19 protein-coding genes are annotated in these 23,913 nt (G+C 56.1%); 12 read left to right on the forward strand and 7 right to left on the reverse strand.

The annotated features are described in order from the left end of the window. Window positions 1–10: 10 nt before the first annotated feature. Entirely contained in the window at window positions 11–1,651 is a 1,641-nt protein-coding gene (glgA, locus tag GFR01_RS00185; RefSeq protein WP_099180829.1) for a glycogen synthase GlgA, read from the reverse strand. A gap of 216 nt (window positions 1,652–1,867) precedes the next feature. On the opposite strand from glgA, the gene glgX reads away from it, so the two are divergent. Together glgX and GFR01_RS00195 are read left to right on the forward strand one after the other, a co-directional pair. Then, window positions 1,868–4,021, forward strand: a complete 2,154-nt coding sequence (gene glgX, locus GFR01_RS00190) for a glycogen debranching protein GlgX (RefSeq protein ID WP_099180830.1) — start codon at window positions 1,868–1,870, stop codon at window positions 4,019–4,021. Window positions 4,022–4,088: 67 nt separating this feature from the next. Next, a complete protein-coding gene (locus GFR01_RS00195; protein WP_010503854.1) occupies window positions 4,089–4,277 on the forward strand; it encodes a YqaE/Pmp3 family membrane protein in 189 nt (62 codons plus the stop codon). A 68-nt stretch (window positions 4,278–4,345) separates the two neighbouring features. Here the strand turns inward: GFR01_RS00195 and GFR01_RS00200 are convergent, their stop codons facing one another. Beyond that, entirely contained in the window at window positions 4,346–5,140 is a 795-nt protein-coding gene (locus tag GFR01_RS00200) for an SDR family NAD(P)-dependent oxidoreductase (protein WP_174694631.1), read from the reverse strand. A 175-nt stretch (window positions 5,141–5,315) separates the two neighbouring features. Here GFR01_RS00200 and GFR01_RS00205 point away from each other — a divergent pair, with 175 nt between their 5' ends. The 7 genes from GFR01_RS00205 to GFR01_RS00235 all read left to right on the forward strand — a co-directional run bounded on the left by GFR01_RS00205 (window position 5,316) and on the right by GFR01_RS00235 (window position 14,885). Next, entirely contained in the window at window positions 5,316–8,948 is a 3,633-nt protein-coding gene (locus tag GFR01_RS00205; RefSeq protein ID WP_099180832.1) for a PAS domain-containing protein, read from the forward strand. 59 nt (window positions 8,949–9,007) lie between these two features. Then, complete coding sequence (locus tag GFR01_RS00210; RefSeq protein ID WP_099180833.1) at window positions 9,008–9,847, forward strand: aldo/keto reductase; 840 nt, start codon at window positions 9,008–9,010, stop codon at window positions 9,845–9,847. Window positions 9,848–9,939: 92 nt separating this feature from the next. After that, entirely contained in the window at window positions 9,940–10,413 is a 474-nt protein-coding gene (locus GFR01_RS00215) for a flavin reductase family protein (protein ID WP_099180834.1), read from the forward strand. A gap of 153 nt (window positions 10,414–10,566) precedes the next feature. Further along, window positions 10,567–12,753: a TonB-dependent siderophore receptor gene (locus tag GFR01_RS00220; protein WP_099180835.1), complete on the forward strand. Its 2,187-nt coding sequence runs from the start codon at window positions 10,567–10,569 to the stop codon at window positions 12,751–12,753. Between the two features lie 10 nt (window positions 12,754–12,763). After that, window positions 12,764–13,033 (forward strand): hypothetical protein, encoded by a 270-nt coding sequence (locus GFR01_RS00225; RefSeq protein WP_099181563.1) that lies wholly within the window; start codon window positions 12,764–12,766, stop codon window positions 13,031–13,033. Further along, window positions 13,030–13,338, forward strand: coding sequence for a hypothetical protein (locus tag GFR01_RS00230; protein WP_099180836.1), 309 nt, complete (start codon window positions 13,030–13,032; stop codon window positions 13,336–13,338). The genes GFR01_RS00225 and GFR01_RS00230 overlap by 4 nt, the downstream gene beginning before the upstream one ends. Then, complete coding sequence (locus GFR01_RS00235) at window positions 13,335–14,885, forward strand: PepSY-associated TM helix domain-containing protein (RefSeq protein ID WP_099180837.1); 1,551 nt, start codon at window positions 13,335–13,337, stop codon at window positions 14,883–14,885. The genes GFR01_RS00230 and GFR01_RS00235 overlap by 4 nt, the downstream gene beginning before the upstream one ends. On the opposite strand, the gene GFR01_RS00240 is transcribed toward GFR01_RS00235, so the two are convergent. Next, window positions 14,875–15,690, reverse strand: a complete 816-nt coding sequence (locus GFR01_RS00240; RefSeq protein ID WP_099180838.1) for an aminoglycoside N(3)-acetyltransferase — start codon at window positions 15,688–15,690, stop codon at window positions 14,875–14,877. The two genes, GFR01_RS00235 and GFR01_RS00240, sit on opposite strands and share 11 nt — an antisense overlap. Window positions 15,691–15,693: 3 nt before the next feature. Beyond that, window positions 15,694–16,182, reverse strand: a complete 489-nt coding sequence (queF, locus tag GFR01_RS00245; RefSeq protein ID WP_063904531.1) for a preQ(1) synthase — start codon at window positions 16,180–16,182, stop codon at window positions 15,694–15,696. A gap of 170 nt (window positions 16,183–16,352) precedes the next feature. Between queF and typA the strand changes: the two genes are divergently transcribed. Together typA and GFR01_RS00255 are read left to right on the forward strand one after the other, a co-directional pair. Beyond that, window positions 16,353–18,173: a translational GTPase TypA gene (gene typA / locus GFR01_RS00250; protein WP_063904633.1), complete on the forward strand. Its 1,821-nt coding sequence runs from the start codon at window positions 16,353–16,355 to the stop codon at window positions 18,171–18,173. Between the two features lie 274 nt (window positions 18,174–18,447). After that, complete coding sequence (locus GFR01_RS00255) at window positions 18,448–18,747, forward strand: hypothetical protein (RefSeq protein WP_063904632.1); 300 nt, start codon at window positions 18,448–18,450, stop codon at window positions 18,745–18,747. A gap of 395 nt (window positions 18,748–19,142) precedes the next feature. Here the strand turns inward: GFR01_RS00255 and GFR01_RS00260 are convergent, their stop codons facing one another. Together GFR01_RS00260 and GFR01_RS00265 are read right to left on the reverse strand one after the other, a co-directional pair. Beyond that, a complete protein-coding gene (locus GFR01_RS00260) occupies window positions 19,143–20,396 on the reverse strand; it encodes a D-amino acid dehydrogenase (protein WP_099180839.1) in 1,254 nt (417 codons plus the stop codon). A 96-nt stretch (window positions 20,397–20,492) separates the two neighbouring features. Next, window positions 20,493–21,515, reverse strand: coding sequence for an NAD(P)/FAD-dependent oxidoreductase (locus GFR01_RS00265; protein ID WP_063904529.1), 1,023 nt, complete (start codon window positions 21,513–21,515; stop codon window positions 20,493–20,495). A gap of 46 nt (window positions 21,516–21,561) precedes the next feature. On the opposite strand from GFR01_RS00265, the gene GFR01_RS00270 reads away from it, so the two are divergent. Next, window positions 21,562–22,659: a glycosyltransferase family 4 protein gene (locus tag GFR01_RS00270; protein ID WP_099180840.1), complete on the forward strand. Its 1,098-nt coding sequence runs from the start codon at window positions 21,562–21,564 to the stop codon at window positions 22,657–22,659. Here GFR01_RS00270 and GFR01_RS00275 read toward each other — a convergent pair. Next, the gene (locus GFR01_RS00275; RefSeq protein WP_099180841.1) at window positions 22,634–23,737 is read right to left on the reverse strand and encodes a class I SAM-dependent methyltransferase; all 1,104 of its coding nucleotides are present in this window, start codon (window positions 23,735–23,737) and stop codon (window positions 22,634–22,636) included. The two genes, GFR01_RS00270 and GFR01_RS00275, sit on opposite strands and share 26 nt — an antisense overlap. Window positions 23,738–23,913 lie beyond the last annotated feature (176 nt).

The following is a 23,913-nucleotide window of genomic DNA, read 5'->3' on the forward strand; positions in this document are numbered from 1 at the left end:
GAACAGACTTTCAGGGGCGGGTGCCCGTACGCGGTGGAAATGGAACAAGAGACGAGGTTGTCGTACCCGATGCCGTGCGCGGCATACGGGCAACCTGACGTGACAGGCGTGGTCGGGCTGAGTTGGGATCGGCGCGCCTGGGAGCGATATCAGTGCCCGTATCCGTCATGATTGTTTCGTGTCCGGACATTTCATGGAGAAGCTGCGCATATTGAGCGGCTTTTCCGTTCCAGGAGACATCATGCAGAGCGCCGTTGCGCTGCATCCGTGCCCAGACGGCTTTCTGGCGAAACAGGGTCTGGGCCCGACGGATGGCAAGATACAGCATGTCTTCCGTTGTGGGAGAGAACAGAATGCCGTTCGCCACACCTTCCGAGACAGCAGCGGAATTGGCGTCGATGATCGTATCGCTCAAGCCGCCGACACGAGCTGCAATGGGAATTGATCCATACCGGAGCGCGTGAAACTGCGTCAGGCCGCATGGTTCGAACCGTGACGGTATCAAAGAGGCATCGACGGCAGAATGTAATCTGTGGCCGAGTGTTTCGCTGTAGCGAAGATGGCAAACGAAATTGTCAGGATAGCGGCTTCGAAGGGCCGCGAATTCCTGCATAATTGTTTCATCGCCAACTCCCACTACGGCAAGCTGGATGTTCTCCTGGAACAGGCGGGGGGCGAGACGGGCGAGAAGGTCCGCTCCTTTCTGGGTCGTCAGGCGACTCACCATCCCGAGCAGCAGGGCATCCGCTTTTTGGGGAAGGCCAAATTCAGCCTGAAAAACGCGCTTGTTGGCGCGCCGCGCCATGATGTCTCCCACGGCGTACGGAAAGAAGACAGACGGGTCCGTCATGGGGTTCCATTCCCGAAGGTCTACGCCGTTCAGGATACCTGTGAGAACGTTCGAGCGTGCCCGCAGAACACCATCCAGGCCCATGCCTTCTTCGGGTGTCTGGATCTCTTCGACATAGGTTGGAGAGACACTGATCAGTCTGTCAGAAAGCTGAAGGGCACCTTTCATGAAACTGATCTGCCCATAATATTCGAGCTGGTCGGACGTGAAGGACCAGTCAGGCAGGCCAAATGTCTGGAGCATGTCACGGGGGTAAAGCCCCTGAAACGCCAGATTATGGATGACATGTGCAACTGGAGGGGTGGCCCCTTCCATATAGCGCAGATAGGGAGCCACAAGTCCGGCGTGCCAGTCGTGGGTCAGAACGGCTTCTGGTTTCCAGTCAGGAAGAAGACCGGCGGCAATGAGTGCAGCCGCGCGGCACAAAACAGCATAACGAAGTCCATTATCCGCCCATGGTTGGCCTGTGGCGTCGAGATAAGGGTTCCCAGGCCGATCATAGAGTGAGGGGACATCAAGCGCATAGATCGTATTACCATCGGCACGCCCGTGCCAGACCGTAACCGCATGACCCAGAACGTTATTAATCCGGATCGTTTCTTCTTTGTTGGAAAGCGCGCGCAGGACAGATGGATAGCCTGGAAGTATTGTCCGTGTGCTGACACCCTGCCGCTCAAGAGCCGGAGGGAGAGAACCAACAACATCACCCAGCCCTCCGGTTTTGACGAAAGGATACATTTCAGCAGCGACAGACAAGAGCTGTAGCTCCCGCTTGGCCGGAGTGGGCGTATTCTGCGCCATCACACACACCCTTCTTGTTATCCGGCCCACATATTGGGGACGTTGGTTAATTTTTGGCTTTCTGATGGCACAACGCCTGATGAGGGGTGTTGGAAACGAAGTCACGGATAAGTGATCGCCTCTTTCCGAGGCTACTTTTGCGTTAGGCCTTTGAAGGCTGCGCGGCTCTGCCAGGGGGCAGGAAAACCGGCTCGCGTCTTTTCTGGAACAATGAGTATGAGCGGTTCGCGCCAGAAGGGATTACAGGAAGGAACCCCCAATCGTCTGGGGGCCATGTTTGAAAATGACGGGGTCAATTTCGCAGTTTTTTCAGCGCATGCAAAAGCGGTTGACGTGTGCCTGTTCGATGACGACGGTGTGAGGGAAACGGATCGGATCCGCCTTCCGGAATATACCGATCATGTCTTTCATGGCTGGGTTCCGGACCTTCGGCCAGGACAGCTTTATGGTTATAGGGTTCATGGTCCTTATGAGCCTGATGAAGGGCACCGTTTTAATCCGAACAAGCTTCTGCTCGATCCATACGCCAGAGCATTTCAGGGGGACCTGAAATGGGATCCTTCCCTTTTTGGATATGAATTGGGGCACGCAGACCAGGATCTGAGCTTCAGCTCCGCGGACAGCGCAGCATTTGTACCGAAAGCGATCATTATTGATCCGACGCCTCAGCATTTCGATCATCCCAATACATCCTGGGCGGATACGGTTATTTATGAGATGCACGTCAAGGGCTACACAAAATTACACCCGGATGTGCCGGAAAAAATTCGTGGCACGTATGCAGGTCTCTCCAATCCGGCACTTTTGAAAAGTATTCGGGAACTGGGTGTTACGGCGGTCGAATTCCTGCCGGTTCAGAGCTTCGTCAACAGTAAGTTCCTGGCGGATAAAGGGCTGAGCAATTACTGGGGATACAATACGATCGGCTTTTTTGCACCCGAAAGCCATTACGCGTCCGATCCGTATAACGCTGCTCAGGAGTTTCGTGCTCTGGTCCGTGCATGCCACGAGGTCGGCCTCGAAGTCATTCTGGATGTGGTTTACAACCATACGGCGGAAGGGAACGAGCTTGGGCCTACGCTCTCTTTCCGGGGACTGGATAATGTTTCCTATTATCGTCTGATGCCAGACAGTAAAAGACATTACATAAACGAAACAGGTACGGGAAACACATTCAGCCTGACGCATCTGAATTGCATCCGGTTCGTAGCTGACAGTCTCCGGTATTGGGTTGAAGAAATGGGGGTCGATGGATTTAGATTCGACCTTGCAACGATATTGGCTCGCGAAGAAGATGGATTCCATAATGATTCCACGTTTCTTCGCGTCTGCCAGCAGGACCCCGTGCTCTCCCATGTCAAATTAATTGCCGAGCCTTGGGATGTTGGACCGGGAGGCTATCAGGTAGGAAATTTTCCGCCGGGCTGGGCAGAGTGGAACGATGTATTCCGCGATACGACACGTGACTTCTGGCGAGGCGAAGCTAAATCGGCTGAACTGGCACCCAGACTGCTTGCCAGCCCTGATCGGTTCAACCACAGCGGACGCCGCACATGGGCCAGCGTGAATTTTGTCACGGCTCATGATGGTTTCACGCTCATGGATTGCGTGTCTTACAACGAGCGCCATAACGAAGCGAATGGGGAAGACGGGAAAGACGGCTCGCCAGACAACCGGTCTTACAATTACGGTGTAGAAGGACCGACGGACAACCCCGACATCAATGCCGTCCGCTGGCGTCAGTGCCGGAATATGCTGTCCACCCTGCTTTTGTCTCAGGGAACGCCGATGATCGTGGCGGGGGATGAATTCGGTCGCACGCAACAGGGCAACAACAACGCCTATTGTCAGGATAGTGAAATTTCCTGGCTGCACTGGGACATCAGCGATGAGGGCAAACGGCTTCAGTCTTTTGTAAAGCGTCTGACCGAACTTCGGCATCGCTATCCGATCCTCCATCGCAGTCGCTTTCTCACGGAAGCCTATAACAAGGAACTGGATGTTCAGGAGCTAAGCTGGGTCACGGCGACCGGTGGTCTGATGATGCCTGAAGACTGGCAGCACGATCAGTGTTTTGGTCTCATGATCGATGGGCGCAGTCAGAGAAGCGGCATCATGAGGCGCGGATCGGATGCGACGGTTCTGATTGTGTTCAATGGGTGGAAAGAGGCCGTTCCCTTCATTCTGCCAGAAACAAACGAGGGTCGCTGGAAACTTCTGCTTGATACAAACCAGCCGGATGCAGGAGCGGAGGTTGAGAAAGAGGTCTTCGAGCAGAAGTTCGAATACACCGTTACGGGACACTCCGTGCTTTTGCTGGAACTGATCTGCCGGGATGGAGGAGAGTGCAAGGACGGGGGCGCAAACTAGGTTGCTGTTGCATCTGAGGCGCTCCTCACGAACAATGGTTCAATCTGTCAAAGGAAAGGAACATTTCATGCGTCTCATTCTGGCACTGCTTCTGCCGTGGCTTCAGTTCTTCACCATTGGTCGCCCGTTCGCGGGGATTATCTGCCTGTTTCTTCAGGTGACGGTCATTGGGTGGATCCCGGCTGCAATCTGGTCCGTCTATGCGCTCAGCCAGTATCGGACTGACCAGAAAATCTCCGCCGCCCGCCGCGGTTGAGTTTCAAAAACAGAAAAACCCGGGTCCAGTCAGGGCCCGGGTTTTTTTATTCGTGCTGTCTGCGGGCTTTAGATCGTATCCACCGTGCCGCCGTCCACGCGCAATGCCGCTCCCGTTGTGGCAGAAGCGAGAGGAGAGGCAGCATAGACGACCATATTTGCCACCTCATCTACCGTTGCCATGCGCTGAAGAATGTTGCTGGGTCTATGCTTCTTCACAAAATCCGATGCCAGTTCGGCAACAGGCTGGGTGCTGTCCGGATTCTGGGCTTTCAGCATGGCTTCAACGCCTTCCGATAACGTCGGTCCGGGCAGGATGGAATTGACCGTCACATTTGTGCCGGACATGTCCTTGGCTAGTCCACGGGCCAAGCCGAGCATGGCCGTCTTGCTGACGCCGTAATCAATCATTTCGACGGGAATATTGATTGCGGATTCAGAAGCAATGAACAGAACGCGTCCCCAGTTACGCTCTTTCATTCCTGGCATATATGCCCGCGCAAGACGAACTCCGGAAAAGAGGTTCACTTCAAAAAGCTTCTGCCAGCTTTCATCCGTAGTTTTGAAAAAATCGTTCGGTCCGAAAATACCTGCGTTGTTGACGAGAATGTCCACGTTACTTTCTGCCGAGACGAGGGCATCGCAGCCTTCTGGCGTACCGACATCAGCGACGACACTGCGAAAGCTGCCTCCGGGGACATGGGCACGCAGCTTTTCCAGTGCCCCATCAAGAGTGTCCTGTTTGCGTCCATTAATAATAACCGTGGCGTCGGCTTCTGCCAGGCGGCGGGCAATGGCCAGACCAATTCCACCGGTGGAGCCGGTTACCAGGGCGGTGCGGCCGCTCAGATCAATACCCAGCATGATGAAATCTCCTTCGAATGAAATGTTTGTGACTCTGGCAACGTCTGATCCGAGGCAAAGTCGCATGAAGCTTGCGCAAAAGACCAGATACGATAGCAGGACGAACCGTCAGGGATATGCTAGAATTAGCTGCTCTACTGTCTCGTTATTGGGCAAGAGGTGACCGGGGAAACACATGATGAGCAGCGAAGAGGGACTACTGGCTGACGAAGACGGGTTTCTGTCTTCTGCAATGCATCAAACCCGGTCTGCTTTTCAGGCCCCGTCCGTACACCATTTCATGACCCTTGCTGCGACTTTGGGCGGTGGGGCAGCTCTTCTCATGGCACAGGATCAAGGACAGGAATGGCTCCTCGCATCTGCCGGGGATGAATGTTCTCTGGCTGCTTTGACATCATCTTTGCAGGCTCCTTCTACCCGTCGGCTGCCCGTTCATAGCGGATCGCCTGAAGTCTGGCTGTATGTGCGCCAGGCAGGGGATGGTCTGGAAAACGTGCGGGCATTGTGTGAGCAGTACGCGCGGGATGTATTCAGGCCTGAGCCGGTTGTTGCTCCTACCGTAATGGCAGATCAGCTCAAAAGGCTGGAGCGCCGGGTGAAGCGCATGGCTGAAGCCGCGGAGATGGGTTTTTTTCGCGGGAATCTTGTGAAGCGCGTCATAACGGGTGACGAGCGTTTTGCGATGACCTGGGGTATCCCCTCTACGCAGATGGCGTCTGGCGTATCGATGGAAGATTTTTACAGTCGCCTTCATCCGGAAGACCGGAAAGCTTACGAAACCGTCGCGGAAGAAGAGCTGCGGCAGGAAGGGAGCTGTGAACTCCGGTTTCGCATCATTCTGTCTCATGATCAGGGACCGACCATGGTTCGGCATCTGCTCATGCGGGCTTGGATGGACGACGAGCAAACGGATGGTGACGACCTGTGCTGTGTCGGTGTTGTCGTTGATCTGTCAAATGCCAGCATGACGGCAGAAGCCTTGCGATCCAGTGAGGCTTTTACTCGCCTGCTTCTCTCCAGCTCGCCAGACTGCATCCATATTCTTGATCGTGAAGGCTGCATCCGCTTCATCAATGAAGGCGGAATTCGGGCCATGGAACTGGATAGCCCTATCATTCTGCATGGAATTTTATGGATCGATCTGTGGCGTGCTCAGGCGCGGGCACGAGCAGAGCAGGCTGTAAATGCTGCCCTTGCCGGAGAGACCGCCCGTTTTCAGGGATATGCCACGACGATGCGGGGCAACCGTCGCTTCTGGGATGTGGCCATCACACCAGTCTTTGATGAAGATGGAGAGGTCCAGAAGCTTCTGGCCATCGGGCGTGATCTGACGGAGGTGAACCAGTCTGCGGTACGTCTCAAGCTTGCATTGGATGCCGGAGCGATCGCCGGAACCTGGGTCTGGGATGATAATTCCGGTCTTGTGATCGGTGATGCCCGACTTGCAGAAACGCTGGGGCTGGATGTCAATGCGCTTCAGCAGGGTGTTCCGGTCACGGCATTCTATGAGGCCATCGAACCTGAAGATCAGGCACGTGTTGCGGAGACAATCGCGAATGCCGTACGTGTCGGTGGAAAATGTGAGTTTGAATTCCGCATTCAGACACCGTCAGGCATTCGCTGGTTTGAAGGAAACGGGCGCTGTGATCTGAACGAGGAGCGACGAGCAATCCGCTTCACAGGCATTGTTTTCGATATCGATCAGAGCAAACGCCAGTCTCTTCGGCAGACGGTGCTCGTGGAGCTTGGCGATCGCCTGCGCGCGCTTGAAAATGCAGATGAAATGGAGGAGGTCGCCGCCCAGATCCTGTGCCGGGAATTGAATGTAACCTGTGCCGCATATGGGACTGTTGATGAAGCGGGAACCGGATTGCTGATAGGCGCGATGCGTACGGCCAGCCTGGGCAAAGGGATTAATCTGCAGCAGCAGGCTTCCATCCGAGGATTTCACGCCTTTCGCGATTATGGAGATTACGGCCCTTTGCTTGCCCGGGGCCGGACTGTTGCCATATCCGATGTGCAGCAGGACCCGATGACCGCCGGACGAACAGAACGGTTCGCACTTTTGAACATTCGCGCCGTAATGAATGTTCCCCTCTTCAAGTTCGGGCGTCTTGTTGGCGTCATGTGTGTCTATTCCTCCGTTCCGCATGTCTGGGCTGAGGAAGAAATCGTTTTTACCCGCGCCGTCGCAGACCGTACCCATGCCGCCATGCGCCAGGCCAAGACACAGCAGCAGCTTCGCGAAATGAACGTCATGCTGGAAGAGCGTATCCGTCAGCGAACGCGGGAACGTGACCAGCTATGGACGATTGCCAAGGATCTGTTCGTTATCATCAGTCGTAGCGGTCATTACCTTGCTGTCAGCCCCTCATGGTTACGGGCACTGGGTTACACGCAGGAAGGTCTGGTTGGATTGCGGGTCGATGCGCTGTGCCATCCCGAAGATCAGGCTGCCGTCTGCGAGGCCTTTGACCGAGCCCAGCAAAGTTCGCCTTGGTCTGACATCGGACTGGATGTCCGTATGCGGCATCGCAATGGAACCTGGCGGATCTACAACTGGAACTTTAATAATGAAGGCGATAGCATCTATGGCGTCGGGCGCGACATCACAGACCGCAATGATCTTGAGGAACAGCTTCGCCAGTCCCAGAAAATGGAAGCGGTTGGGCAACTGACCGGGGGGCTGGCGCACGACTTCAACAACCTTCTGGCCGGGATCGGGGGTAGCCTCGAACTTCTGGACATGCGCCTGTCCCAAGGGCGGACGACCGGTCTGGAACGCTATATTATTGCCTCGCAGGACGCTGTTCGCCGTGCATCATCCCTGACGCATCGTCTGTTGGCATTTTCGCGCCGTCAGCCTCTCGATCCTGTACCGACGGATGTCAATGAGCTGGTGAGTGGGTTGGAAGCACTGTTGCAGGGAAGTGTTGGTCCTGAAATTTCTCTCACTTTCGCACTGGTCTCCAAAATCTGGACAACACGAATTGATGCCAATCAGCTTGAAAATGCCATCCTGAATATCTGCATCAATGCTCGTGATGCCATGCAGGAAAAGGGTAATCAGCTCCGAATTTCAACCAGCAACAGCACGTTGGGAAGTGGCGCTGCCCATGAAGTCGGTGTCCCGCCCGGAGATTATGTTCTGCTGAGAGTTGAAGATGACGGATGCGGCATGTCTGACGAGACAGCCAAACGGGCGTTCGATCCCTTTTTTACGACCAAGCCGCTAGGCAAGGGCACGGGCCTTGGACTCAGCATGATTTACGGATTTGCACGTCAGTCCGGCGGGGCAGTTTCAATCCGGTCTCGTTTGGGGGAGGGAACGTCCGTCAGTCTTTTCCTGCCGCGATATGATGGGCTGCTTGAAAAAGCGCCAGCCGCCGAAGGCGAAGCCGTGATGGAGCAGGGGGGTATGCCTTGGCTGTCCGGAAAACTCGTTATGATTGTGGATGATGAAGAAGCGGTTCGGCTGATTGTCAGCGATGTTGTAGGGGATCTTGGAGCCAGGGTGCTCACCGCCGAAGATGCTATTTCTGCGCTGGAACTGGTAGAGCGTCTCCCTTCCCTTCAGCCAGAGGCGATGATTACGGATATCGGCATGCCAGGCGGGATGAACGGTCGGCAGCTTGCAGCCCGTATGCGGGAAAAATTTCCGGGTCTGAAAGTCCTGTTCATAACCGGATATGCGGAGCAGAATATTCTGGACGAAGGACTGCTGGAGCCTGGTTGCGCGCTGCTGGTCAAACCGTTCAGCACTGAGGCGCTGAGTCGCAAGCTCTATCATCTGCTTGAACAGGGTTGAACTGACATCGAGAAAAAGGCGTTTGGCAAAGAGCATTGAGGCACGGCAAGGAGCTTTTCATGACTGATCCGGTTTCTTACATGGACAACCAGACGCGCATTACGCTCAACGATGGACGCATCATTCCACAGCTTGGTCTGGGCGTGTGGAAGACACCACCTGAAGAAACAGCGCATGTCGTTCGCGCAGCGGTAAAGCTTGGGTACCACTCTGTTGATACGGCTCGGCTTTACAAGAATGAGGATGGTGTTGGCGAAGGCCTCCTCGGTTCGCCCGATGTGTTTGTCACGACGAAAGTCTGGAATGACGAGCAGGGTTACGACAAAACGATCCGCGCTTATGAAGAGAGCTGCCGCCTGCTGAAACGTCCTGTTCTGAACATGTACCTTATTCACTGGCCCATGCCCGAACAGGGCCAGTATGTCGATACATGGAAGGCGCTGGTTGCCTTGCAGAAAGAAGGACGCGTCAAGTCCATCGGTGTATCAAATTTCGAGCCTGAGCACCTGGAACGCATCATGGATGCAACAGGTGTCGTACCAGCTGTCAATCAGATTGAACTTCATCCCTTCTTTCAGCAGAAGGCGGTTCGGGCCTTCAACGAGCAGCATAATATCCGCACGGAATCATGGCGTCCGCTGGGGAAGGGGCAACTGCTTGAGAATGCGACGATTGGCGCGATCGCCCGGCATGTTGGACGCACACCCGCGCAGGTCATCATTCGCTGGCATCTGCAAAGCGGGTTCATTGTGATTCCGAAATCCGCCAATCTGAAGCGCCTTGCTGAAAATCTGGATGTTTTCGATTTCTCGCTCGATGACGCTGATATGGCGGCCATTACAGCTCTTGACCGGGAAAACGGACGGATGGGCGCGCATCCCATGACAGCACGTTTCTGAAGCAGGCCCTGCTGTTCAGGTTCTGGTGACGACCAAGGTTCTCCTGTAAGTGTGCCGGAACCAAAGATTCCGACGATGGCAGGAGAGTTGTCATGACGACGCTGAATGAGCAGGACTTTCGCCGGGCCATGTCCCATTTCGCAACGGGTGTCGCTGTTGTGACGGCCACGGGCAGCGAAGGCGAACAGGGCGCGACCATCAGTGCCCTGACATCTGTTTCCCTTGACCCGCTGCTGCTCCTGATCTGTCTGCACCGTGGCAGTTCGACCTATAAGGCGATTGCTGAAGCAGGACGTTTTGGTCTGAGCATCCTGAACAACAGTCACAAGGATGTCGCCATGCTTTTCGCAAGCCGCACGGCTGACAAATTCGGGTCAGACGTTGTGGTGCGATCCGAAGACGGTACGGCTTTCATTGATGGCGCACTGGTGCAGATGCATTGTGAGCTTGTGGAGACCTTTCAGGGGGGCACCCATGCGCTCTTTATGGCGCGCCCAACCAGCATCACGGTCCAGGACGAAGCGCCGCTGCTATATTTCCAGGGACAGTTGGGGATAGAGGCGTAATCGCGCATTCTTCGGTTACGTTACAAAACTCTCAGTCTATAATTTGAAAAAGTGATGGAAATTACGAATGTTTTTCGGAATTTCCCATTTTTCTGTTATTGAGAATAATTCTCATTAGTGTTATCCCCCGCTCGCTTTCTCGGAGATTTTGCGATGCGGGTACGGTCGTGTCTTATTCCCTGTGCAACTGTATTGCTGGGACTACCATCAGGTCTGGTTTTTGCGCAGGAACCAGAGCAGGAACGCCCGCGGCATCATCATGCTTTGGAACGCCCTCAAAAACCTGCATTGCGTTCAGGGCATGAAAGCCAATCCAAGGAAGAGCGGCTGGAAGTCAGAGCCAGCCATGTTGGATTGCTGGCGGCTGGCGGCAACGCGGCGACCAAGACCTCAACGCCGCTTGAAGATGTTCCCCAGAACCTCACGGTTATTACCCAGGCCCGCATGACAATGCTGAACGCCCGAAGTCTCGGGGAGGCGGTCCGGTATGCGGCTGGTGTGTCAGATTATGGCTCCAAGGATGATCCCCGAGGTTATTTTGGAACGATCCGTGGTTTCACCCCGGACATCTACCTTGACGGAACACGGACACCCGACGCGACGACATCCTTCTCCTACAGCATTGAGCCCTGGGGCCTGGAGGAAATGGACGTTCTGCGTGGTGCCTCGTCTGCGCTATATGGCTCGGGACAGCTTGGCGGCATTATCAATGCTGTCAGTAAACGCCCGCGGCTGAACCAGCAGAATCAGGTGACATTCCAGACCGGTTCTTACAGTCGTGTTCAGGGCGCTGCAGATGTGGGGGGAGCGCTCAATGCCTCCAAGACACTCCTTTGGCGTTTCAACGGATTGATCCGGAAATCGGACACCTATGCCAAGAATATTAAAAACAACGAGATTTATGTTGCGCCTTCCGTAAGCTGGCGTCCTGACAGCAAGACGGATTTTACGATTCTGGCCAGTTATGAGCAGGTCGATGGCGGGTCAACGTCCCAGTTTTTACCTGCGGATGGAACGCTTTATGCAAGCCCATACGGATATATCGCGCGCAATTTCCTGAACAGCGATGCCGATTTTGACGTTTATTCAAAGCGTCAGGCATCGATCGGATACAGCTTCACGCGCCATCTGACGCCGAACTGGACGATCAGTCAGAACATGCGTTACGCGCATATTGATGCGTCATATCGATACGTGACGGCTGTTGCGCTGTCTGCGGACCAGAGAACCCTGACGCGTCAGGCGCTGTTGCAGTCATCAAATTATAACAACGTCACGCTCGATACGCGTTCTGATCTAAAGTTCAGGACGGGCGCGGTTCATCATGAACTTCTTACGGGCGTTGATTTTCGTAGTGATTTCATGGCGTTCCGTCGTGGGCAGAAGACAGCGCCATCCCTTGATCTGTACAATCCGGTTTATAACCCGATTTCCTGGCCAACTTACGGCACCACAACCAATACAAACGAAACGGAAACCCAGACGGGTCTATACGCTCAGGAACAGGCTGACTGGCATCGTTTCTACCTTACGCTTTCTGGCCGTGAAGATTTCACGCAAAGCCTGACCGTCAACAACCTGACGGGTGGAAAGACACCTCAGCAGAACAATGCTTTCACGGGGCGTGTCGGACTGCTTTACAAATCCTCCATCGGTCTGGCTCCGTATGTGTCTTACGCAACGTCCTTCCAGCCGCAGGTGGGTACGACGCGTGAGAATGCAGCATTTGTTCCGACGCGTGGACGCCAGATCGAGGCAGGTCTGAAATACAAGCCACCGCATGGTACGCCGTGGGGCGAAGATTTCATGCTGACTGCTGATTTTTTCAATCTGGTGGAGAGTAATGTTCTGACCACGGATCCCACGGATTCAACCTATGACATCCAGACGGGTGAGCAGAGAACGCGCGGGTTTGAGGCTGAAGGGGTAGGGCGATTGCCTTACAAGATCGATATTCTGGCATCGTTTACCTATCAGGATCCCCGGATTACGAAGACGACTGTAGCGGCTCAGAAAAATCAGCGCCCGGTTGCGATCCCGTCCCATATGGCATCCCTGTTCCTGAAGCGGGATTTCCATCTGACCCGGAACTGGGTGACGGGTCTGGGAGGCGGCGTGCGCTATACGGGCAACACCGCGGGAGCACTTCCTGCAACCTTCACGGTTCCAAGCCAGGTTGTCTGGGATTTGCAGGCGCACATCGATTACCAGCGCTTCGGAATTCAGTTTAACGGCACCAACATTACAAACCGTCATTACGTTGCCGCCTGTACGCGTTCCGTCGCTTGTGCCTGGGCGCCGGGGCGGGCAGTCTTTGTCACTCTGTCCTATCGTTGGTAACTCGCCAGTGGTGTTTGAGCTTTTTTCTGTATTCCTGACGGTTCTGGCGGCCGGTCTTTTCTATCTGTCTGCGCCATCCCAGTGTCTTTTGCGGCAGCCTTTGCCGATATGGAAAGGCGTCCTGCCGGGAGGGGTGTGTATCCTTCTGGCCGTCCTCGTCATGGCGCAGGAGTTGCATATTCTGGCGGCATGTCTGGCTGTGGGTGCGCTTCTGATGCTGACCAGCATTCTCCTGCCGTTCCTGATCGCAGTTTTCAGACCGCAAGGGCGTCTCTCGTGAAAGATATTGCACAGCAGAAGCCTCTGGACGGGGCCGGCTGGTTTGGAAAAGCCATGGCTGGGCTGGTGCTCGGTGCCGCATTGGCCACCGGTTTGATGGGGGTGCTGGGACTGTTCTTCCATGCGGATGCCCAGCTGAAAACCGTAACATCGCAGCTTCTGCGCTGGTTTCCAGGGCCAGTCTGGGGGCTTCTCGTAGCGTTTTCTTTCCTTTTTCGCTCGCCTCGTCAGGCATGGGTTGTTCTGGCGCTTCTCAATGGAAGTGTGTGGGCACTGTTCTTCCTTTTGCATGGCCTCATGGCATGAAGATACGCGGCGATATCGTCAGGCTTTATCGGAACGTCCATAGCTGGGCGGGCATTACAGCAGGCCTGTTCCTGTTCATTGCGTTCTATGCGGGCGGCATGACGATGTTTGAACTGCCTCTCGGAAACTGGGCATCCCAGACATCCATGCTACCCGCACCCGTTCCGGCCGAACGCCTGTCCGAACTGGTGCAGAAGGCGCAGGCTTCCGACCCGTCGATGGCTGCCAATTACACGGTGGTGTTGCGTCCGGACGCTGCCAGTCCTTCCAGTCTCATGTGGACGACATCTTCTGACAGGGATCATGGTCCGGCACGAACCGTTTATGCGGGCTTTGCTCCGGATGGCAGCCTTGTTACCCAGACGCGTACGCCTTCTCAGGCCATGTACTTTCTTAATATCCTTCATCAGCGCATTGGCCTGCCCCTGAACCGGGAATACGGGCGGCTCGTGATGGGAATTGTGGCCCTGCTGTATGCAGTGGCGCTGGTGTCCGGTACGATCGTTCTGCTGCCGTCGCTGGTCCGTAATCTTTTCGCCTTGCGGGTGAATGAAAACCTGCGCCGGGTCTGGCTTGATTTCCATACGCTTCTGGGGGGCTGCTCGCTTCCGTTCCATATCGTGATGGCAGCGTCCGCCGCGGGATTTGCTTTTTATCAGCCGATCATGGCGCTTGAAAAAACTCTGTTTCTTCCTGCCGCCTTGAGTCATCAGCCGGGAAAAGACCATGTCCGCACAGGGCAGCGTCCGCAGACCCTGCTGGAGCCATTGGAGATTGTGGAGGCGTTTCACAGGCAGGTTCCGGACCTTGAACCTGAAGCGCTGGTTTATTCCAGCCGTGGAGGAAAGTTTTCCTTGCGGGTTACGGTGCAGAACAAGGCACAGATCGCCCGGCGGCCGGAGGGAGGATATGCGGATGTCAGTCCCTATACCGGCCGTCTGACCACAACGGATTTCCTGCCGGACCATCAGACATCGGCATTCCAGGCTCTGACGCTGATTTACGCTCTGCATTTCGGAACTTACGGGGGGTGGCTCGTCCGCTGGGTTTATGCCGTTCTGGGGTTTGGAGGCGCGTTTCTTTTTTATTCGGGAAACCAGCTCTGGCTCTCATCGCGCAGACGGCGGGAGCGCTCTGAAGGTTTGATGGCCGATAGTTTTGGGACACGATGTCTTTCGGTGCTGACGTCGGGCTGCATGATCGGGTGTGTCAGCGGAATTTCCGCAGTGCTGGCTGCGGTTCCCTTCCTTCCGGAAGGCGGTCATTATCAAACGGTAGAAGCTCTGTTTTATGCGGTGCTTCTAGGCTGTCTTCTTGTCGCGGTCTGGCTGGGGGGGACGCGCAGTATTGTGCCTCTTTTGGTCTTTGCAGGCGTTATAACCTTCCTGATTCCGATTGCCGATATAGCGCACCATCTGATGTCAGGATCAGTGTCGCGTCTTGATCTGGGGCTGGATGGTGTGGCGCTGGTCTATGGTAGCGCCCTGATGATCCTCGCGTTGAGGAAGCGGCCCCGTCAGATTATGGGGGCCGACCTCACGGTGTGAGAGCAGGTTGGCCCCATGATTGTACGGCCAGGCTGACGGCCTGATCGACTGGAAAGAGGCGCGCAGGCGCGGCCCCGACATGGCCATGTCGCAGCATCGGATGTCCGTCCAGTCTGGCACCCAGAACCGGGAAACGGTCCACATCTGTCTGCGGCATCCGGAAGCGGACCCACCGTCGTTCACCATCCACGAAAAGCGCTGTTCCATCTTCAAAGGTCGATCCCTGCGGATCGGCCAGACGTTCCGCCAGATGGAGCGCCGTGCAAGTGTCCCAGCCAGTCCCGATCATCAGGACATGCGCGCCAGTCCGGTTCAGGACGGCGAGGGGAGATATGGCGCCGAACGGATCCTCAAGAGGCTGGCTGGAGAGAATGTCTGCCGCCAGAGGACCATGGGCGCTGAAAGAAACCTGCGGATGCAGGCTCCGTCGTGTGCCCGGCCAGGTGCGGAAAACCTCTGCCACAGCCCCTATACCGCGTGTGGGCGTCAGGCGGGGATCAAAAGCGGGCATGCTGGCCCGGATGGTATCCCACCAGCTCTGCGGAACGGGAGGTTCGCACCAGCCAGACGGATCACTCAGTTCGGAGGACTGGGCTGGCATGACGATCGTGCCTTCCGGTCCCACAGCCTGAAACAGCGCCTCGATAACGCTTCTGGCCCCCCCACACACCCAGCCGATCCGGCTCATGGAGGTGTGGACCAGAACAGTCATGCCGGGCTCAAGGCCCAGCCGTCTGAAATCGACCGTAAGGCGCGCCTGTGTGACAGGACCGCCCGAACGGGCAATGGCAGCCGCTTCCGTCATGCTTCAGCCGCGGCCCCGGTAGCCTGGCACATCCTGTGACGGAATCCACACGCCTGCTGGCGGCTCGCCCGTCTGCCAGAACACGTCGATTGGAATGCCGCCGCGCGGATACCAGTAGGCACCGATCCGCAGCCATTCCGGATCCAGAAGTTCGACCAGACGCTCAGCGATCGATACCGAGCAGTCTTCGTGGAAAGCGCCATGGTTGCGGAAGCTGGTGAGATACAGCTTGAGAGACTTACTCTCCACGATCCATTTGCTCGGGATGTAGTCAATCACAAGATGCGCAAAGTCCGGCTGGCCTGTGACCGGGCAGAGGGACGTGAATTCCGGTGCCGTAAAACGGACAACGTATTTGCGACCCTGATGCGGGGAAGGGACGCGTTCCAGAACGGCTTCTTCGGGGCAGCTTGCGGCAGGTGTATTGCGGCCAAGCTGGCTCAGGGCATCGGTTCCCGGCGCTGAAGGCCCGGTCGGGGGTGTGTCGGACATAATGGATTCTACTCGCAAAAGACTATGTTTTCTGATGATTTGGACCAGCTTCAGTCCACGCTCAAGTCGTGATTTATGCGAAAAGACTGCGACAGAGTTTGCATATTCGCGGGATTCGGTGCAGAAGACGGCGCAAATTCTTATCTTCGATGCACCGTCTGGAAGACCACATGGAAATCCGTAACATCGCCATTATCGCGCACGTCGATCATGGCAAAACCACGCTGGTTGACGCGCTCCTCAAGCAGTCCGGCTCTTTCCGCGAGAACCAGCACGTTGCTGATCGCGCGATGGACAGCAATGATCTCGAACGCGAGCGTGGTATCACCATTCTCGCCAAGTGCACGTCCGTTGTCTGGAAAGACTCGCGTATCAACATCATTGATACGCCGGGCCATGCTGACTTTGGTGGCGAAGTCGAGCGTATCCTGAGCATGGTGGATGGCGCGATCATCCTCGTTGACGCCGCTGAAGGTGCTCTTCCGCAGACGAAGTTCGTTCTGGGTAAGGCTCTGGCTCGCGGTATCCGTCCGATCGTGGTCGTGAACAAGATCGACCGTAGCGATGCGCGTCCAGACGAAGTGCACGAAGAAATCTTCGATCTGTTTGCGTCCCTCGGCGCTGACGAGCACCAGCTCGACTTCCCGATGCTGTACGCTTCCGGCCGTCAGGGCTGGGCTGATCTTGAGCTGGATGGACCGAAGAAGGATCTGTCTCCGCTGTTCGATCTGGTTCTGCGCCACGTTCCGACGCCAGACGTCGACAAGGATGCACCTTTCGGAATGGTTGCAACCATTCTCGAGAGCGACAACTTCCTTGGCCGTATCCTGACGGGTCGTATCGATCAGGGCCGTGCGAAGGTGAACATGCCGGTTCGCGTGCTGCGTCCGGATGGTTCGGTTGTCGAAAGCGGCCGTCTGACAAAGCTGCTGTCCTTCCGCGGCCTTGATCGCGTGCCGGTTGATGAAGCCGAAGCTGGTGACATCGTGGCCGTTGCCGGTCTGTCCGAAGCAACGATTCCTGACACGATCGCTGATCCGTCCATCACCGAGCCGCTCCCGTCCCGCCCGGTTGATCCGCCGACCCTGTCCATGACCTTCCGCATCAACGATGGTCCGCTGGGTGGCCGTGAAGGCAAGAAGGTCACGTCCCGTCAGATCCGTGACCGTCTCTTCAAGGAAACTGAAGGCAACGTAGCCATTAAGGTTACGGAAAGCCCGGAAAGCGAAGCTTTTGAAGTTGCCGGCCGTGGCGAACTTCAGCTTGGCGTTCTGATTGAAACGATGCGTCGTGAAGGCTTCGAGCTGACGATCGGTCGTCCGCGCGTGCTCTTCCGTGAAAACGAAGAGACCGGCGAGCGTGAAGAGCCGTTCGAAGAAGTTCTGGTCGACGTGGACGAGCCGTATTCGGGCGTCGTTGTCGAGAAGATGTCCCTGCGTAAGGGCGTGATGCAGGACATGCGTCCGTCCGGTGGTGGCAAGGTCCGTCTGACGTTCCTGATCCCGTCGCGTGGCCTGATCGGCTATCATGGCGAGTTCCTGACCGACACGCGCGGCACGGGCCTCATGAACCGTCTGTTCCACGGCTATCTGCCATATGTTGGCACGATTGAAGGCCGTCGCAACGGCTCGCTGATCTCTGCTGAAGATGGTCAGACGACGCAGTATGCGCTGTTCGCTCTTCAGGATCGTGGCACGATGTTCGTTGACGCTGGCGAGAAGATCTACACAGGCATGATCCTGGGTGAGCATTCCCGCGAGAACGATCTGGACATCAACGCCGTTCGTGAAAAGAAGCTGACCAACATGCGTGCATCCGGCAAGGACGAAGCACTGCTTCTGACGCCGCCGCGCCGCATGAGCCTTGAGCAGGCCATCGCCTACATTGAAGACGATGAGCTGGTTGAAGTGACGCCGTCCGCCATTCGTATCCGTAAGCGTTACCTGGATCCGAACGAGCGTAAGCGCGCTTCCAAGAGTCGTGAGAGCTGATCTTTCCGATAAGGAACTGATCTTTAAGAACGCGCATCGGGTCTCCGGTGCGCGTTTTTTTTGTGCCTGAGAGTCGTGAGAAAGAAATCAGGAAGTCCTCGCGGGGACTTTGGCGGAATTGAGGCGTCTTTGCGAAGACAAGCCTCTATCCCCCTGAAATTTCAAAAAGTTAATGCACGACGAAGACGTTGTCTGGTGCTAGTTTCAAACTATGGCCACTACAGTTTTTCTGGCATGTGGTCCGTTTTTCAGTTCTCTGGAGCCTCGTTCTCAGATGCGCCTTTTCAACCGTTCCCTTATCGCTGCCGTTTCCGCTCTGGCCCTGACGGCTGCTCCGGCTTTCGCTGATCCTGCCGCACCGGCAGAAACCACAACGGCGCCGACGGCTGCGGCACCTGCTGCAACCCCGGTTGCTCCGGAAGCTGCTGCACCAGCTGCTACGGATTCTGCGACTTCTACGGACACGACGACCAAGAAGAAGCACCACCACAAGAAGAAGCATCACAAGAAGCACAAGAAGGCCGCAGCTGCGACTTCCGCTCCGACAGACGACGCAGCTGCTCCGTCCAACTGATTTCAGAATGGGCACCGGTTTGACCGGTCTGTTGTGATGAAACGGGGTCGGCCTTAGGGCTGGCCCCGTTTTTTATTGTCTGAAGGCTGCCGCGCGATCACAGCGCCGCGGCTCATGGCCGACAGGCATGAGCTCGGCAGTCTGCTTTGCCGGAAATGGCTGATTGGTGAAGGCACCCTCTATCCGGCAAAAGTACCTGGCAATGCCTCGGCATGAGGATGCAGGCCGTAAGCAGAAGCTTCAGAACGCTCTTCCGGCTGTGAGAAGAGAGGACGTTTTGGTCTGCCTGTCCTAGCTATACAGCAACTATTCAGCAGTTGCCGTCAGAGCCTGTGCCACTGTGCATTCAGTGTTTCCCGGCAAGGGCAATGACGACCTTGCCGGGGAAGATGTCTTTACAGGTAACGGTCGAGAGACAGATCCAGAGACGGGATAGCTGTCTGACGGCCGGAGATCTGGTCAGCAACGATCTGGCCGGAGCCTGCGGCCATCGTCCAGCCGAGCGTGCCATGCCCCGTGTTGAGCCACAGGTTGTCATAGCGCGGTGCCGGACCGACGATAGGTGTACCGTCCGGGGTGCAAGGGCGTAGGCCGGTCCAGTAACGTGCGGCAGAGAGGTCGCCGCCGCCGTACATTTCATTGAAGGACAGTTCCAGTGTCTCACGACGGTCCGGGCTAAGACGCAGGCTGAAGCCTGTCAGCTCAGCTGTACCACCAATGCGGATGCGGTCCCCGAGGCGTGTAATGGCAACCTTGTAGGTTTCGTCATTGACCGTCGAAACCGGTGCACGGCTCTCGTCCGTGATCGGCATGGTGAGGGAGTAGCCCTTCACCGGATAGATCGGCAGACGCAGCTCCAGCGGCTTCATCAGGCGCGGAGAGTAGCTTCCGAGTGCAAGAACATAAGCGTCTGCCTTGAGGCGGCCCGCACTCGTGCGGATGCTCAGGATGGAATCGCTGGTGGCCTCAATGGCTTCAATGTTCGTGCCCAGGCGGAACTTCACGCCTTTCTGCTCGGCCATCGCGGCGAGGCGACGCGTGAAGAGATGGGCATCACCCGTTTGGTCGCCCGGAAGGCGCAGGCCGCCGCGCAGACGATGGCGTGCATGGGCCAGACCTGGCTCATGAGCGATGATTTCATCGACGTTCAGAAGCTGATGGTCGATGCCGCTTTCGGCCAGAAGACGCATGTCTTCGGCTGCGTGTTCGACCTGTGCGTCCGTCCGGAAAAGCTGGATCAGACCTTTCTGGTCGCCATCATACGTAATGCCGGTTTCGTCGCGCAGGGCGTCGATCTTGTCGCGGGCATATTCCGCAATCCGGAGCATACGGCTCTTGTTGATGTCGTAAGCTTTTTCCGAACAGTTCGCGAGCAGTTCGCCCATGAACCGGAACATGGCGGTATCGAAGCGCGGGCGGATGATGAGCGGGCTGTGCTTGCTCATCATCCATTTGGCGACTTTGAACGGCAGACCCGGCATGGCCCACGGTGTTGAATATCCGGGGGAGACCTGACCGGCATTGGCGAAGGATGTTTCGAGCCCTACGCCAGGCTGCCGGTCAATGACTTCAACCTCATGGCCTTCCTGAGCGAGGTACCAGGCGGTTGTGACACCGATGACACCGGCGCCCATGACGATGATTTTCATGACAGTTCTGCTGCTTTCCGATTGGTAGAAAACCGTTTTTTCGATTTGGTACCGATCAGATCAGCACCAGCGGAAACGGTTGTCTACCCCCGGTTTTTAGCCCGGAACGCCCTTGCTGGTAGAATATTCGAAGTGCAGGGCTGTATCCGGATGAACTATGGCGTGGATGGCATGAACTGCCATTGCGCCTTCTGAAAATCCCTGAAGAATTAATTTAAGCTTGCCGGGGTATGTGGCCACGTCGCCGATGGCAAAAATGCCTGGCGTGCTGCTCTCCAGCGTAGCTGGCGTGACAGGCACTGTGTTGCGATGCGTATCCAGTCCCCATAGGGCGATCGGGCCAAGATCCGTGGACAGACCATAGAATGGCAGGAGCGTGTCGGCGTCCAGATGGCGGGATTCGCCAGCTAATGTGGTGACTTCTACGGCGGAAAGCTGCCCGTCCGTGCCATGCAGGGCATGAAGCTGGTAGGGGACGACCTTCTCGATGCGTCCGGCGGCAATCTGCTCTTCGATGCGGGACAGTGTTTCCGGCGCGCCGCGGAAGCGGTCACGGCGATGCAGAAGATAGATCTTTTCGGCCACTTCGGAGAGGGACAGAGCCCAGTCGAGCGCGGAATCGCCACCACCGGCGACCACGATTGTCTTGCCCGTGAAATCAGCACGCTTCTTGACGTAATACTGAACGGCACCTGTGCGCTCGTAAGCTTCCAATCCATCCAGCGGCGGACGGTTCGGGCCGAACGCCCCTGCACCCGCCGCGATGATGACGGCCTTGGCTTTCACCGTGTCGCCACGCGCTGTTGTCAGCGTGAAATCTCCACGATGGCCCGTCAGCGTTTCCACGCGGGAGCCGAGCAGGCGCGGGACGTCGAACGGGGCAATCTGCTTATCCAGAGCCTCGATCAGCGCGCCGCCCTCAATGGAAGGATGGGCTGGAATGTCGTAGATCGGCTTTTCCGGATAGAGCGCCGCACACTGGCCGCCAATACTGTCGAGTGCGTCAATCAGAACGCAGCTCAGTTTGAGCATTCCGCATTCAAAAGCTGCGAAGAGGGCGGTCGGACCGGCGCCAACAATCGCGACGTCGGTGGAGAGGGTTTGAGGTGAAATCGTCATATCTGTTTCTTAGGCGTTTTGAGTTGAATGGGGTAGACCATCCCGCATGCGGTGCGCCTTTGTCATCCAACATATTAATGCAACAGGCGGAACCGAGCGCTCTGCCTGTGCGGTGATGAACGGGCTTGTTCAGCGGGATGTGACGGTTCATCTGCTGGAACTTGTGGGAAACGGCCCGCCCGTTTTTCCGCTGGATGACAGAATTCCCGTAAAATCCCTGTTTGAAAAGCCGGTAAAAATTTTCAATTCCTGGCCCCGAATTGTTGGGAGACTGGTGGGCTATCTGAAGCGTAACCGCATCGACACACTGGTAGTCGTGGAAGCCACACATGCTCTGTATGGCGTGGCTGCCGCCCGTCTGGCTGGATGCCGTTGCATCGTGTGGGAGCACTTCAATTTCAACATTACGCTGGGGCGTCGCAAACGGGTCTGGGGGCGACAGATTGCGGCCAGATGGGCTGACGATGTTGTTGTTCTGACGGCTCGGGACAAGGCGCTTTGGCAGGCAGGACGGGACGTTCGGGCGTCTCTGGTAGTCATCCCCAACATGGCTCCTCTTGTCTGGCAAACGCCTTATGATGAGACATCCCGAACCGTTCTGACGGTAGGCCGACTGACGCCACAGAAGGGATACGACCTTCTGTTGGCGGCATGGCGGATGGTGGAAGCTGATGCCCGCAGTGCAGGTTGGTCTCTGCTGATCCGTGGGGACGGCCCCGACCGGGATCGTTTGCTTCAGGCCGCAGAAGGGCTTTCGTGCGTGATGCTGGCTCCGGCAACACACCAGATTGAAGCGGAATATCGGCTGGCTGGACTGTATGTTTGTTCTTCCCGGTATGAAGGATTTCCCATGGTTCTACTGGAAGCCGCGTCGGCCGGGCTGCCGGTTGTGTCGTTCGATTGTGAAACCGGGCCAGCGGAAATCGTGGAAGACGGCGTGAGTGGGGTTCTGGTTCAGCCGGGCGACTTTCACGCGTTGGCCGAGGCGCTTCTGTCCTTGATGGAGCAGACAGAAAAACGGCGGGCTATGTCTGCCATGGGCCGCCGCAAAGCATTGGAGTTTCAGGAAGAGACGGTCATGGCCCGATGGATCGAGTTGCTAAGCGGCGAGGTGGTTTTCAGGATTTTTTTCGGAAAAGCCTGAAGGCTGCCCGTAAGGGGGCTGTTAATTTCCAGGAGGTAGAGGCGCGGATGATTTCAAGATCGCGCTGCGCCGCCAAGGCAGACTGAGCGAGATGCTCTTCGCGCGAACTGCCGTAAAATTGCTCTTCTTTTTTCTTGATGCCTTCTAGTGTTGAGCCGGCGCAAATTACCTTCAGAGTTTCACCGTTCAGGTCTTTGCAGAAGGGCTGCTGGATCATCTGCGGGATGGAGGACGAGAGAAAGTCATCCACGCGCAGAGCGCCGAACTGGGTTTTGACCGTTTCAGGCAAGCCGTTTTTCCATTCCTCCATCATCCAGCGCAGGGCGTGTACGGGGTGGAAATGTTCCTCTACGCTACAAAATTGAATGTCGCACCACTTCTCGAAAAGGCTGATATTTCCTTCGGGCGTGGCGTTGAAATAATGCGAGGGATAGCCATGGACCGGCTGCAGGAAGGGATAGTCTATTCGAACTATGCCGCCGGGTTTCAGTACCCGGCAAATTTCAGCAGCGACCTCCCAGGGGCGCTTTGTGTGTTCCAGTGTGGCGGCGCAAAGCACGAAATCGAACTGGGCATCAGCAAAAGGCAGATTTTCGCCAATACAAACGACGTCGGTGCTTAAAGACGGAAAAACGTCAACGTTGACCATCTGGCTGGTGACGCTGTCCCGCAGTCCGGCCCCGACGTCCAGAAACATCCATTCTGGATGCTGTTTCTGGAGGTTGGAGATCTTGTCTCCATAATTATGAGCGGAAATGGGCGGGAAGGAGGGAATGTGAAAATCCCGCTTTATGGCATCCGTCATGTAATTCGCGGGCTGGCCATAAGTGCGTGGAGTGGTAGGGGGCTGGCGAAATTCGATACGGGCTAGCTTCTTCTCGCGTATGTCCGCAATGGCATTCTGGTTAGTGGCCTGCATACGTCCTTCGTGCTGGCCATAGTGTACGAAATGCTGGGACGCGGACAGCATACATGTGGCAACATCGGGATTGGCCTCCCAATATCCGATGTCATCGGACGGTGATTCAAAAATTGGTTTTCTGATTACCGAGGCTTCGGTATACGAAAAATTCTGCATGATATTTCCTCGTCTTCTATTTTTCGTAGCTTGCATATTCCGGCAAGCTTTTGAAGCTCTCCACTCGTGCTGACGATGGTCGGCAATTGTTTTGCTGTGTTTGAGGTGTATGGGGAATTTATTGTGAGGAAATGGATGTGGCGGCGAGAGAAAATATTCTTATGTCACCGGGATAT

This window comes from Gluconobacter frateurii (assembly GCF_002723955.1).
In the GTDB taxonomy this organism is placed as follows: Bacteria; Pseudomonadota; Alphaproteobacteria; order Acetobacterales; family Acetobacteraceae; genus Gluconobacter; species Gluconobacter frateurii.